General features: G+C 71.6%; 13 protein-coding genes. 7 read left to right on the plus strand and 6 right to left on the minus strand.

The window, feature by feature from the left end:
• Nucleotides 1–13 precede the first annotated feature (13 nt).
• A complete protein-coding gene (locus FHS38_RS24540) occupies nucleotides 14–877 on the minus strand; it encodes an EamA family transporter (RefSeq protein ID WP_184736870.1) in 864 nt (287 codons plus the stop codon).
• A 110-nt stretch (nucleotides 878–987) separates the two neighbouring features.
• Between FHS38_RS24540 and FHS38_RS24545 the strand changes: the two genes are divergently transcribed.
• A complete protein-coding gene (locus FHS38_RS24545) occupies nucleotides 988–1,560 on the plus strand; it encodes a helix-turn-helix domain-containing protein (RefSeq protein WP_184736872.1) in 573 nt (190 codons plus the stop codon).
• Nucleotides 1,561–1,645: 85 nt separating this feature from the next.
• Nucleotides 1,646–2,188 (plus strand): YbaK/EbsC family protein, encoded by a 543-nt coding sequence (locus tag FHS38_RS24550; protein ID WP_184737169.1) that lies wholly within the window; start codon nucleotides 1,646–1,648, stop codon nucleotides 2,186–2,188.
• A 27-nt stretch (nucleotides 2,189–2,215) separates the two neighbouring features.
• On the opposite strand, the gene FHS38_RS24555 is transcribed toward FHS38_RS24550, so the two are convergent.
• Nucleotides 2,216–2,713 carry a GNAT family N-acetyltransferase gene (locus FHS38_RS24555; protein ID WP_184736875.1) on the minus strand — a complete coding sequence of 166 codons (498 nt, stop codon included), beginning with the start codon at nucleotides 2,711–2,713 and terminating at the stop codon, nucleotides 2,216–2,218.
• 201 nt (nucleotides 2,714–2,914) lie between these two features.
• Complete coding sequence (locus FHS38_RS24560) at nucleotides 2,915–3,322, minus strand: CoA-binding protein (RefSeq protein ID WP_184736876.1); 408 nt, start codon at nucleotides 3,320–3,322, stop codon at nucleotides 2,915–2,917.
• A gap of 76 nt (nucleotides 3,323–3,398) precedes the next feature.
• Between FHS38_RS24560 and FHS38_RS24565 the strand changes: the two genes are divergently transcribed.
• The 4 genes from FHS38_RS24565 to FHS38_RS24580 all read left to right on the plus strand — a co-directional run bounded on the left by FHS38_RS24565 (nucleotide 3,399) and on the right by FHS38_RS24580 (nucleotide 8,695).
• Nucleotides 3,399–4,025 carry a YigZ family protein gene (locus FHS38_RS24565; protein ID WP_184736878.1) on the plus strand — a complete coding sequence of 209 codons (627 nt, stop codon included), beginning with the start codon at nucleotides 3,399–3,401 and terminating at the stop codon, nucleotides 4,023–4,025.
• 120 nt (nucleotides 4,026–4,145) lie between these two features.
• Nucleotides 4,146–4,301, plus strand: coding sequence for a hypothetical protein (locus FHS38_RS24570; RefSeq protein WP_184736880.1), 156 nt, complete (start codon nucleotides 4,146–4,148; stop codon nucleotides 4,299–4,301).
• A gap of 138 nt (nucleotides 4,302–4,439) precedes the next feature.
• Complete coding sequence (locus tag FHS38_RS24575) at nucleotides 4,440–5,612, plus strand: exonuclease SbcCD subunit D (protein ID WP_184736882.1); 1,173 nt, start codon at nucleotides 4,440–4,442, stop codon at nucleotides 5,610–5,612.
• On the plus strand, nucleotides 5,609–8,695 hold the full coding sequence (locus FHS38_RS24580) for an AAA family ATPase (RefSeq protein ID WP_184736884.1): 3,087 nt from the start codon (nucleotides 5,609–5,611) through the stop codon (nucleotides 8,693–8,695). The genes FHS38_RS24575 and FHS38_RS24580 overlap by 4 nt, the downstream gene beginning before the upstream one ends.
• On the opposite strand, the gene FHS38_RS24585 is transcribed toward FHS38_RS24580, so the two are convergent.
• The 3 genes from FHS38_RS24585 to FHS38_RS24595 all read right to left on the minus strand — a co-directional run bounded on the left by FHS38_RS24585 (nucleotide 8,685) and on the right by FHS38_RS24595 (nucleotide 11,910).
• Nucleotides 8,685–9,131, minus strand: a complete 447-nt coding sequence (locus tag FHS38_RS24585; protein ID WP_184736885.1) for an Lrp/AsnC family transcriptional regulator — start codon at nucleotides 9,129–9,131, stop codon at nucleotides 8,685–8,687. The genes FHS38_RS24580 and FHS38_RS24585 overlap by 11 nt on opposite strands.
• Nucleotides 9,132–9,430: 299 nt before the next feature.
• Entirely contained in the window at nucleotides 9,431–11,341 is a 1,911-nt protein-coding gene (locus FHS38_RS24590; protein WP_184736887.1) for an NHL repeat-containing protein, read from the minus strand.
• Between the two features lie 98 nt (nucleotides 11,342–11,439).
• Complete coding sequence (locus FHS38_RS24595) at nucleotides 11,440–11,910, minus strand: hypothetical protein (RefSeq protein ID WP_184736889.1); 471 nt, start codon at nucleotides 11,908–11,910, stop codon at nucleotides 11,440–11,442.
• Between the two features lie 625 nt (nucleotides 11,911–12,535).
• On the opposite strand from FHS38_RS24595, the gene FHS38_RS24600 reads away from it, so the two are divergent.
• Nucleotides 12,536–13,057 carry a rhodanese-like domain-containing protein gene (locus FHS38_RS24600; protein WP_373301778.1) on the plus strand — a complete coding sequence of 174 codons (522 nt, stop codon included), beginning with the start codon at nucleotides 12,536–12,538 and terminating at the stop codon, nucleotides 13,055–13,057.
• The last annotated feature ends 41 nt before the right edge of the window (nucleotides 13,058–13,098 follow it).

Genomic DNA, 13,098 nt, shown 5'->3' on the forward strand with positions numbered 1-13,098 from the left:
TCCCGGCCCGGTGTCAGCCGCTCGCGAGCAGGACCGTGCCCACCAGCGCCAGGCCCGCGCCCGCCGCCTGCACCGTGCGCAGCCGTTCGCCCAGGCCGCGCGCGGCCAGCGCGGTCACCACGGGGTAGAGCGAGGCGAGGACGGCCGCGACGGTGACCGGTCCGCTCTGGGCCGCCAGGCTGTACGTGCCGTTGGCGGCCACGTCCGCGAGACCGACGAAGGCGAGCGCCGGCAGCGCCGCACGGATGACGCCCCGGCCCTCGACGGGCAGCGCCGGATTGCCGCGCCGCGCGGACGCGAACAGCGCCGCGCCACCGACCACCACGTTGCAGACGCGCTGGACGAACAGGGCGAGGAACAGCCCGGTCAGGGTGTGCGACGCCTCGGCGATCAGCGCCATCACCGAACCGAAGCCGAACGCCGCGACGAGGGTGAGCACCAGCGTCTGCCGCTGCACGGGCGCGCCGCCGAACCCCGGGCCGCTCGCGAGGACGACACCGGCCACGGCGACCGCGATGCCCGCGATCTGGAGCAGCCCGGGCCGTTCGCCGATCACGAGGCCGACCCCGACCGGTACGGCGACGCCGCCCAGCGCGCCGAGCGGGGAGACGACCCCCATCGGGCCGAGGGCCAGCGCGCGGTAGAAGCAGAGCATCGCCGCCGGTCCCACCACACCGGCCGCCACCGCGTACCACAGCCGCGGTCCGGCCTCGGACCAGCCGCCCGTGGCGACGACGACCGCGCCCAGCACCACCACGGCCAGCAGCTGCGAGACGACGACCACCGTGAGGGCCGGGATGCGACGGGTCAGCACGCCACCGCCGAAGTCGGCCAGCCCCCAGAGAAGGGCGGTGGCCAGGGCGAAGACCGCTGTCATGGGAGAAACCTCGCAGTACAGTGTGATGAACGGTGGAGTCCAGCACACCGTAGTTCAATCTATTGAACTATGTCACTCAAAATATTGTCACTCGCGATAGGGGGCGGTCCGTGACGGACCTCGACCAGCTCACGCAGTCGCTCGCCCGCAACCTCAAGCGCTGGCGCGCCGAGCGGCACTTCACGCTCGACGCCCTGGCGGCCCGTTCCGGGGTGAGCCGAGGCATGATCATCCAGATCGAGCAGGCCCGTACGAACCCGAGCGTCGGCACCACCGTGAAGCTGGCCGACGCCCTCGGCGTCAGCATCACCACGCTCCTCGACCAGGACCAGGGGGCGCTGGTGCGGATCGTCCCCGAGGCGCAGGCGGTGCGCATGTGGTCCAGCGAGGCCGGCAGCCACACCACGCTCCTCGTCGGCGCCGAGGCGAGCGGACCGCTGGAGCTGTGGGACTGGCGGATCGTCCCCGGGGACGGCAGCGACTCCGACCCCCACCCGCCCGGCACCGTCGAACTCCTGCGGGTGACCGCCGGCGTGCTGACGCTCGTCGTCGACGGGCAGGCGCACACCGTGGCCGCCGGTACGTCGGCGACCTTCGACGCGGGCGTCCCGCACGCCTACCGCAACGACGGGGCCGAGGACGTCGAGATGACGATGGCGGTGTCCATCCCGCCGGCGCGGTGACCGGCCCCGCGCGTCGATCCGCGGGGTGGGACGGCCGCACGGCGGTCCGGGGAGCACTGCTAGCTTGGCGCGCGTGAGTACCCCGATGGACGCCTTCGACGATGCCCGCCCCGCCGCGGAGGCCTTGGACCTGCTGGTCGGCCCGGTGGCCGACGCCGTCCGAGGCTGGCACGGCTCCGTACCGGCCGAGCAACTGCTCTACGTGGACACCGATCCGCGATGGGCCGACACCGCCGTCCTGGTGGAGCACTACGGCGCCGGGCTGCTGGAGCAGTCCGCGAACTGCGTCGTCGTCGCGGCCAAGCGCGGCGGGGCGATCACGCTCGCCGCCTGCCTCGTGCTCGGCCACACGCGCGTGGACGTCAACGGCGTCGTCCGCCGGCATCTCGGTGCCCGCAAGGCCTCGTTCGCACCCATGGACACCGCGCTCGGCGCGACCGGCATGGAGTTCGGCGGGGTCACCCCGATCGGGCTGCCCGCCGACTGGCCGGTGCTGGTGGACGCCGCCGTCGCCGACAGCCCGTACGTGCTCATCGGCAGCGGCAGCCGGCGGGGCAAGCTGATCGTCCCCGGCAAGGCGCTCGCCGAACTCCCCGGCGCCACCGTTCTCGCGGCGCTCGGCGTCTGACCGGACCGCTCAGGCCGCTCGGACCGTTCAGGCCGGGTCGGCCCGGCGGTGCGAGAGGTCGAGCGACAGGGCGAGCGAGTGCTCGGCGAAGCCCAGGCTCCGGTACAGCCGCTCGGCGTCCGGTGTCGCGTGCAGATCGACGCGCGTGACACCCTGCGCGGCGAACCAGTCGAGCAGCGCCTCGGTGGTCGCCCGGGCGAAACCGCGCCCCCGGTAGCGCACGTCGGTGCACACGGTGAAGACGAACCCGAACCGCCCCGTGGGATGACCGGGCGCGGGCAGCCGCTCCTCCAGCCGCCCCACGGCACACGCGGCCAGATGCGGGGCGCCCAGTGCCGGATCGCCGTCCACGACGAACGCGCCGAGCACCGGGACGCGCGCCGACAGCTGCCGACGGGCGATCTCCTCGGCGTCGCGCTCCCAGTCTCCCGGGGCGTCCCGCCCGCTCATGTCCGCGAACATCAGCCGACGGAGACGGACGAGTTCGGCCGCGTCCTCGGGACGGGCGCCGCGTATCGTGATCATGGGCCGACGCTAACGCACGCTTGCTCCGGCGAGGGCCTGTCCGGCTGGTCTTGGTCGGCGGCCGACCCGCCGTCTCGTCCTCAATCGCCGGACGGGCCGCAAGAGCAGCCCGTCCGGTGATTGAGGACACCGCCGCGCAGCGGAGGTGCACACGCCACGGCCCGCAGGGGCAAGCGCACACCCGCCCCGGGCCGCGGCGGCTCAGCCCAGGCGCGGGATCTCGATCGCCGGACACCGGTCCATCACCATGTCCAGCCCCGCCGAGCGCGTCCGCTCGTACGCCTCCTCGTCGACGACCCCCAGCTGGAACCAGACCGCCTTCGCACCGATCTCGACGGCCTCGTCCGCGATGGCGCCCGCGAGCTCGGAGTGGACGAAGACATCCACCACATCGACGGGGAAGGGCACCTCGGACAGGGAGCGGTACCCCTGCTCGCCGTGGACCGTCTCGGCCTTGGGGTGCACGGGCACGATGCGCTTGCCGTACCGCTGGAGCACCTCGGCGACGCCGAACGCCGCGCGTTGCTCGTTCGTCGACAGACCGACCACCGCCCAGGTGTCGCCGGTCCGCTCGATGATCTTCCGGATGATCCCCGTCTCTGCGTACATGCCCGCTCAACGAGCGACCCCCATTGATCATTCCCGCGGTTCCCGTCCCGGTCGTGGCGCCGCATAGGGTGGCGGAATGCAAGAGCAGTACCGGACGGTCGCGCGCGAAGGCGTGCACGAGATCGAGATCAACAAGTCGCGTTTCCTCTGCGCGCTCGCGCCCGCCGCGACCGAGGAGGAGGCGCAGGCCTTCATCGCGCGTATCCGCAAGGAGCACCCCACCGCCCGCCACCACTGCTTCGCCTACGTCCTGGGCGCCGACGGCTCCGTCCAGAAGGCCAGCGACGACGGCGAGCCCGGCGGCACCGCCGGGGTGCCCATGCTGCAGATGCTGCTCCGCCGCGAGATCCGGTACGTCGTGGCCGTCGTCACCCGCTACTTCGGGGGCGTCAAGCTCGGCGCGGGCGGGCTCATCCGCGCGTACGGCGGGGCCGTCGGCGAGGCCCTCGACACCCTCGGCACCGTCACCCGGCAGCGGTTCCGCCTCGCGACGGTCACCGTCGACCACCAGCGGGCCGGGAAGCTGGAGAACGAGCTGCGGGCGACCGGCCGCGCGGTGCGCGAGGTGACCTACGGGGCCGGGGTGCGCATGGAGATCGGGCTGCCGGAGGCGGACGTGGAGTCGTTCCGGGCCTGGCTGGCGGACACCACGGCGGGGACGGCCGGCTTCGAGCTGGGCGGCGAGGCGTACGAGGACGCCTGAGCCGGCGGCGTACCGGGGCCTGCCCGGTGGATCTTCGGCGGTCGGCGAGCGGCGTCCGGTGGGTGCGCCCGCGCGGCGGAGCGTTGCCCTCGTACCGGGCGCGCGGGCGAGCCCGACAACGTGGCGAGTTCCCCCGGCTACCGCCGGGAGGTGCCCCGGTACCGGGCGTCGGGCTTCGACGTGACCAGCGTCGTCCTGGCCGCACTGGCCCTCGGCGCGGCACTGCTGTGCGCGCTGCTCGGGTCGGGACACAGGGCCGGCTCCGCAGCCGGGTGAGGGCGTGCCCCGCGGCACGGGGGACGCGGGGCGTTCCCTCCGGAGCCCCTGTGGCGGGTGCCGACATCGAGTACCGTGCTGGGTCGGTGCCGAATCGGAGCGCGGAGGAACGGAAAGCATGCAGGTCGGAGCCCCGCGTTGAGAATGCTGCACACATCGGACTGGCACCTCGGCCGGTCCTTCCACCGCGTGGGCCTCCTGGCGGCCCAGCGCGCGTTCATCGACCACCTCGTCGAGACCGTGCGCGAGCAGAGGGTCGACGCGGTCCTCGTCGCCGGTGACGTGTACGACCGGGCGGTGCCGCCGCTCACCGCCGTCGAGCTGTTCGACGAGGCCCTGCACCGGCTCGCCGACCTCGGCGTTCCCACCGTGATGATCTCCGGGAACCACGACTCGCCCCGCCGCCTCGGCGTCGGCGCGGGCCTCATCGAGCGGGCCGGCATACATCTGCGCACCGCCCCGGCCGCCTGCGGCACCCCCGTCCTCCTCGCCGACGCGCACGGCGACGTCGCCTTCTACGGCCTGCCCTACCTCGAACCGGCCCTCGTGCGCGAGGAGCTGGGCGCCCGCCGCGGCAGCCACGCCGCCGTGCTGGAGGCCGCGATGGACCGGGTGCGGGCCGACCTCGCCACCCGGCCCGCCGGGACCCGGTCCGTCGTCCTCGCCCACGCCTTCGTCGCCGGCGGCGCCGAGAGCGACAGCGAGCGCGACATCACCGTGGGCGGCGTCGCCGCCGTGCCCGCCGCCGTCTTCGACGGCGTCGACTACACCGCGCTCGGCCATCTGCACGGCGCCCAGACGATCACCGACCGCGTCCGCTACTCCGGCTCCCCCCTCGCGTACTCCTTCTCCGAGACCGACCACCGCAAGACCATGTGGCTGATCGACCTCGATGCCGAAGGGGCGGTCACCGCCGAGCGGCTCGACTGCCCCGTGCCGCGCCCGCTCGCCCGGATCCGCGGCCGCCTCGACGACCTCCTCGACGACCCGCGGCTGGAGCGGCACGAGCAGGCGTGGGTCGAGGCCACGCTCACCGACGCGCACCGCCCGCAGGAGCCCATGGCCCGGCTCGCCCGGCGCTTCCCGCACGTGGTGAGCCTCGCGTTCGAACCCGACCGGGCCCCCGAGGACCCGCTCGCCTCCTACGCCCAGCGGCTGCGGGGCCGGACCGACCGGCAGATCACCGAGGACTTCGTGGCCCACGTGCGCGGCGGCCGGGGCGCCGACGAGGCCGAGGCCGCCGTGCTCACCACCGCCCTCGACGCCGTACGACTGGCCGGGACCGAGACCGTCCGCGAGGAGACCCGATGAGGCTGCACCGGCTGGCCGTCACCGCCTTCGGCCCCTTCGGCGCCACCCAGCACATCGATTTCGACGAGCTGTCCGCCGCCGGACTGTTCCTGCTGCACGGACCCACCGGCGCGGGCAAGACGTCCATCCTCGACGCGGTCTGCTACGCCCTCTACGGCGGGGTCCCCGGCGCCCGTCAGGGCAGCGGACCGACCCTGCGCAGCGACCACGCGGAGCCGGGCACCCCCACCGAGGTGACGCTCGACCTCACCGTCGGCGGACGGCGGCTGGAGATCACCCGGCGCCCCGAGCAGCCGCGCCCCAAGAAGCGGGGCACCGGTGTCACCCGCGAGAAGGCCTACAGCGCGCTGCGCGAACACAAGGACGGCCACTGGCAGGGCCTCAGCCGCTCCCACCAGGAGATCGGCGAGGAGATCAAGCAGCTGCTCGGCATGAGCCAGGAACAGTTCTGCCAGGTCGTCCTCCTGCCGCAGGGCGACTTCGCCCGCTTCCTGCGCGCCGAGGACGCGGCCCGTGGCAAGCTGCTGGGCAAGCTCTTCGACACCGGCCGCTTCGCCGCCGTCGAAGCGCACCTCGCCGAGCTGCGCAGGGCCGCCGAGAAGCAGGTCACCGCCGGTGACGAGCGGCTGCTCGCCCTCGGCCACCGGATGCGGCAGGCCGCGGCCGACCCGTCGCTGCCCGAGGTCGGCACGCCCGCGCCCGCGACGGTGGCCCCGTCCGGCACGCGGCCGTCCCGCGCCGCCTCCGTTCCGGCGCAGCGCGCCGCCGAGCCGCCCTTGGCCCCCGGCGCCCCCGGGCTGGCCGAGGCCGTCCTGGAATGGGCGGCCCTCGCCCGTGCCAACGCCCGCGAGCGCCGCGACATCGCCGCGGCCGCCGCCAAGGCCGCCGACGCGGCCCACCACGCCGCACGGGAGGAAGCCGACGCGGTACGCGAACGGGACCACCTCCAGCGCCGCCACGCCGACGCCCGGCAGCGGGCCCTCGCCCTCGAAGAGCGGCGCGAGGAAACGCGGCGGATACGCGAGCGGCTGGACCGGGCCCGCGCCGCCGAGTCCGTCGCCCCCGTCCTGGACCTTCGCGAACGGGCCGGGCGCGCGCACCGCGACGCCGTCGCCGCCGAAGCGCGGGCGCGGCGGGAGCTGCCGGCCGAGCACACCGACGGCGGTGCCGAGGCGCTGGCGGCGCTGGAGCGGCGGCTCCGCGAGGAACTCGGCTCGCTCGCGGGCGCCCGCCGCGCCGAACAGCGGGCCGCCGACATCGCCGCCGAACGCGCGGGCCTGGAACGCGACGCCCGCCTGGACGAGGACATCCTCACCGACACGGCCGACTGGTTCGCCGGCTGGGAGGCCAGGCGTGCCGCCCACGAGCAGCGCGTCGAGACCGCCCGGGAGGCGGCCACCCGGGCCGCCCGCCTGGAGGGCGAGCTGGCCGCCGCCCGGCAGCGGCTGGGCGCCGCCGTCGAGCGCGACCGCCTGACCGGACAGGTCGAGGACGCCGAGGAACGGCTGCGCGGTGCCCGCGAGCGGGCCAACGAGGCCCGCGAACACTGGCTGGACCTCAAGGAACGCCGCCTGCTCGGCTTCGCCGCCGAACTGGCCGCCGAGCTGGGCCCGGGCGCGGCCTGCAAGGTGTGCGGCTCCACCGAGCACCCCGACCCGGCGCGGACCGCGGCCGACCACGTGGACCGCACCGACGAGGAACGCGCGCTGGAGACCTCCCGGCGGGCCGACGCCGCCCGGGAGGAGACCGACCGGCGGCTGCACACCCTGCGCGAGGCCCTTGCCGCGGCCACGGCCGGGGCGGGCACGGCCACCGTCGCCGAACTGACCGCGGCCTTCGAGGACGTCCTGCGCTCCTTCACCGAGGCGCGGGACGCGGGCGCCGACGCCCATGCCGCCCGCGAGGCGCGGGACCGCGCCGCGCGCGAATACGAGCTGCGCCGGGAGGAACGACAGGCCGCGCAACTGCGCAGCTCCGCCCGCACGGCCCACAGGGAACGCCTGGACGCCCAACTGGTCGCTCTGGAAGAGGAGTTGACACAGGCGCGCGGCGGTGCGGCGACCGTCGCACAGCGCGCGGCGCTGCTGGAGCGGCAGCTCGCCCGCCTCGCCGAAGCGGCCGAGGCCGTACGGGCGGCACAGGACGCGGCGACGCGCCTTCAGGAGGCCGACGTCCGGCTCGCCGACGCCGCCCACCGCGCGGGCTTCGACACCCCCCGGAGCGCGGCCGCCGCGATCCTGACCGGCGCCGAGCAGCGGGAGCTGCAACACCGCCTCGACCGGTGGCAGCGGGAGGAGACCGAGGTCGCCGCCCAGCTGGCCGATCCGGCGGCCGCGGCCGCCGCCGCGCTTCCCCCCGCCGACCCGCGGGCCGCGCAGGAAGCCGCCGACACCGCCTCCCGCGCCCTGCAGCGCGCCTTCGCCGAGGACGCCGCCGCCCGCACCCGCTGCGAGGACCTGGACCGGCTCTCCGCACAGGCCACCGCCGACGCGCACCGGCTCGCCCCCCTGCGCGAGGAGCACCACCGGGTGGCGTCCCTCGCGTCGCTGGCCGCCGGCACCTCCGCGGACAACGAGCGGAAGATGCGCCTGGAGTCCTACGTCCTCGCCGCCCGGCTCGAACAGGTCGCGGCCGCCGCCACCGCCCGCCTCCAGCGCATGTCGGCCGGCCGCTACACCCTCGTCCACTCCGACCAGCGCACCGGCGGAACTCGCCGCTCCGGCCTCGGCCTGCACGTCATCGACTCATGGACCGGCAGCGAGCGCGACACCGCGACCCTCTCGGGCGGCGAGACGTTCTTCGCCTCGCTCTCCCTCGCCCTCGGCCTCGCCGACGTCGTGACGGACGAGGCGGGCGGCATGCGCCTGGACACGCTCTTCATCGACGAGGGCTTCGGCAGCCTCGACGAGCAGACCCTGGACGAGGTCCTCGACGTCCTCGACTCGCTGCGCGAGCGGGACCGCACGGTCGGCATCGTCAGCCACGTCGCCGACCTGCGCCAGCGCGTCCCCGCGCAGCTCCAGGTCGTCAAGGACCGTTCGGGTTCGGCCGTGCGGCACCGCACGGCGGGGGTCAGCGGCTGAGCGCCCGGCGCGGGAGCGGCGAGGAGTAGACGATGCTGGTGGTCACCGAGCCGAGCGCCCCGATCCGCCCCGCGACCTCCTCCAGATGACGCATCGACCGGGCGGCGACCTTGATCACGAAGCAGTCGTCGCCGGTCACGTGGTGCGCCTCCAGGATCTCCGGCGTCGCGGCCAGCAGATCGTGGAAGGGCTTGTAATTGCCGTTCGGATAGCGCAGTCGCACGAAGGCGAGGACGGGCAGCCCCAGCTTCTCGGGGTCCACGACGGCGGTGTAGCCGCCGATGATCCCCGCCTCCTCCAGGCGGCGGACCCGCTCGGTCACGGCGCTGGAGGACATGTTCACGGTGCGCGCCAACTCGGCGAAGCCCGCGCGCCCGTTGCTCTGCAGGGCGTCGAGGATGCGCCAGTCCGTGGCGTCTGGGGAATAGCCGGTCATGGGCGATGTCTAGCAGTGAAATCCCCGGATGAACAGGGTTTTTGTCGTGGATCACACATGGCGCGACGCGATGGGCCGGGGGCTCCGGGCTCGGTGCGCGGCTGCCTGACGATCAAGCGGAAGGTGGGAGAGAGGAGCAGGGCTGTTCACCCGGCGCACCCTGCCGGCTGACCGCCCTCGGTGCGCACTGCCGGCCGCCCCGCCCACGGTCGGCCCGGTCACAGGCGCCTTGATCACGTGAGACAACCCACATGATCAAGGCACCCATGCCCGCCCACCCGCGAAAAGACCGACCTGCGCTACGACTTCGCCGAGGCACCGGGCAGCACGCCGGAGATCCGCAACAGCTTGCCCTCCCGGTTGGTGACGTAGATCCAGCCCTTGTCGCGGTCCAGCCCGACGCCGCAGACCGTGCCGAGCCCCTCGACCACCGCGCGCTGCAGGCCCTTGTCCTTGCCCTCGGCCACCCCGACCTCATGCAGCTTGCTGCCGCCCCAGTCGGAGACATATGCGATGCCCGCGCCATCCAGCGCTACGCGGACGGCCCTCCCGAGACCGGTGGCGACAGGCTGCGGGGCGCCGCCATTCGGCTTCAGGTCGACCTCGTACAGCCCACCGAGTTCGTACTGGCCGACGTACGCCTTGCCCCCGTCCAGCGCTACTCCGGCGGCCCTCGGCACGTCCCAAGTGCGCTGTTTCTGCGCCGGTTCGCTGCTCACGTCGAACTCGATCAGCTTCCCGCTTTCGACCTCGGTGACATAGGCCTTCTTGTTCGGCAGGTCCAGCGCGACGCCGTACGCGTACATGCCCTTGGCGGCCGTGACCGGGGAGATGGAGCGGTCGGACAGGTTCACCGTGAACAGGCCCTTGCCGCCGTATTCGGCGACGTAGGCCTTGTTGCCCGGCAGGTCCAGCGCCACATCGTTGACTTCGCCGAGCTTCTCCAGGAACCAGTCCGTTTTGCCGCCGGTGAGATCCACCTGGTACAGCTTGCCGCCGGACCGGTCGGCCACGTACGCCTTTTGCCGGTTTTCCCGCAGGTCCAGCGCGAGGCCCTCGGCCCTCCCCAACCCGCTGGCGCGCTCGAAGGTCGTATCCTTCGGGATCGCTTTCTCCTGGCCGTCACTCTTGTGCAGAGGGTGCTGTTTCAAATCAAAATTAAGTTTTTCCAGTTCGAAGACCTCGTGGACCCCGGCGAGGGTGGAAACGACCTCCGCTTCCCCTTTTTGCGTGAAGGGCTTGCCTTCATCGTTCAAGTCGAAGGTCTCATTGTCCGTACCGGTCTCACCGAGTTTCCATGCGATCACTTTGGAATACTTCGGCTCCTTGGCCTGTGGGCCCTCCGGGCGGGTCTCCTTGACCTCCACCGGCTCGGGGTAATACAAAGCGACCCACCCGCCGAAGGAGACCGGGAATTCGTAGTCGAACCTCCTCACCTGGCGCCGCTGCGTTGCCAGGACATCTACCCGGCTGCCAACCTCCCCGTTCAGCGTGGATGATGTCTTGAATCCGGTGGTCAACGAACCACTGACAGAAGCAGTGATCCCCAGCATCAGCTGTGCCGACAATTCCCCGGTGCCCGTGGCGGTACCCGTGGCTGTCGTCGTACTGGTCATTTGCGACTGGGACTCCGTGTCAACGCCCTGATTGTCCTTGCTGTTCTTCAGGGTGATCTTCTCGGATTGGTTCATCGCCATGCTCTTCTGCAGCTGCTGCTGAAGTGACGCGGTGGCTTTCGCCCCGAACGTGAGCTGCACCTGCCCCTGGAGCGACCAGCTGATGGTGTTCGAAATCGAGAATTCGACCGTGTGTGACCATGTGGTGGGCTTGGGGTCGGTTCGATTGATGTACGTCTGCTTGGAGATCACGTCAGGAGGGGGCTGCACAATGTCGCCCCGCTCTTCGACAAGTGGAACGCCCACCGTCATATAGGCGCGCCACCCGCGCTCGTGCGCCGCAGCCTCATCCCTGGGAAATTTCTCGAATCGTCCCTTGTTCAAAGAAAACCCGATAGGGGAGACGTACCGGTCCTTCCCGTCCGCTGTTTTCTTCTCGGCCTTCCTCTTCAGTTTCTCTTTGTCCCGCTCCAGGATGGCCGGGGCCTTTTTGTCAATCTTGAGCTCCTTCAGGTTTTTCCCGGTCAGCGGGTGGCGGATGAACCGTTCGCCAAGATGAGCCGTGCTCACGTTGTTTTTGATGGCTTCGCCCATGCCTTTCAACCTCCTTGTGTCGTGGAACTGAACGATGCGTCGGTGATGATGCGTGAGCGGCGGCCGTTGCTACCGCTCAAGGGTCGGATCAAAGATCCTCACTCCTTGGTCGGCCACTCCTTGACCGAACCGTCGGCATTCCTCTTGACGTTTTTGACCTGTTGGTGGTTGTCTTTCCTCAGGGCTTGTCGCTCTGCATCGCTGATCTCCGGCTTGTCTCCGTCCTCGATCTTCACCTTCATTTCTTCGGACGCCTTTTTCATGGCCGAAGACGCCATACTGGATGTCGATTCCGGATTTTCGCTGGTTTCCCGCTGCTCGGTGGCTGCCGTCTGGGTGTTCTTGAACAGCGGGGTGAGGAAGTTGTTCACGATATTGAGCGCCTCGGGCGAAGTCTCGCGCACAATCTTCGGGTCGCGCGGAACTTCGTCAATTCCGTCGTAGAGCTCCGGATCGACCCCTTCCCGTTCGGGTCGAACGCCAGGAATTTGGGAATAGACTTGTCGGGCCGACTCTTCGGCGGACTTGGCTTCGCTTCCGCCGCCGCCGAAGATGTTCTTGAAAGACATGAGCTTCCCTCCGGATTCTTTCGGTGGGCGCAAAATCACCCCTTGCGTCATCCACCGTGTGCACCAGGAACTTCGTGTGCGTGCCTACCCCGCCGGTGATCTATCCATTCGGCTCGGCCCTGTGGTTGCTGCCCGTCGCCGGGCTGCCGGCCGGTGGTGACGTTGTTTTTGGCCCGCTGTGGCGGCTGGAATTGATCCCTGGTTGCTTTCTGCTTGAACGATGCTCTGGAATGGCCTTGCCTGTCGCCTGTAAAAACCGACGCGAAGGGGCCGATTCGGGGCGTTGTCGAACTACAGATTGAGTTGAGTCCTGGCCAATGCGGTGGTACCGATATTGAGTCGAAACTGATGGGTCTCCTGTCTATTGGCCAGGTGTGAGTGCCGGAAGTGGGGGCGTGGCGTCGGCCGGCGCCCGCGGCGCGGGAGGATCTGCGGCTGCGGCTGCGGCTCGTTGCAGCCAGGCCAGGCCAGGGCACCGGGCACGGGACCCGCTCGGTCACAGCGCCAGCTCATGGCGTCCGGGGAATGCCCGGTCGCGGGCGGCGTCCCGCAGTGAAATCCCCGGGTGGACAGGGCATTTGCCGGGGAAGCACTGTTCACCGCAGCGATCATGAACCGTAGATTTTTGGTCATGACCACCACGACAGCCTCGCTTCCGCAGCCCGCCGGGACACCCGCCGCCCCCGCCCTCAGCCCCGTCCTCGCCATGCCTCCCGCGGCCCCCGCCGACGCCGCGGCCTACTTCGCCGCCCGCCTCGCCTTTCACACCGACGTCGCCGACGTGCACGCCTCGCTGGCGGCCGGGGCGACGGACTTCGTGGTCGTCGACTCGCGCAGCACCCCCTCCTGGGACCAGGGCCACATCCCGGGCGCCGTGCACCTCCCGACGGCCCAGATCCCGCAGCTCGCGGCCGAGTTCCTCGACCCGGCCGTCCCCGTCGTCGTCCACTGCTGGGGTCCGGGCTGCGACGGTGCCACCCGTGCGGCCCTCGCCCTCGCCCGCCTCGGCTACCGCGTCAAGGAGATGATCGGTGGCATCGAGTACTGGATCCGCGAGGGCTACGCCGTCGACACCTGGGAGGGCCCCCGGCAGCTCCCGGCCGACCCGCTGACCGCACCCGTCGACTCGGACGACTGCGGCTGCTGAACCGGGTCCCGAGACCCCTGCCGCACCCGGTACCGGACCGG

Source organism: Streptomyces netropsis, assembly GCF_014203545.1.
Lineage (GTDB): Bacteria > Actinomycetota > Actinomycetes > Streptomycetales > Streptomycetaceae > Streptomyces > Streptomyces netropsis.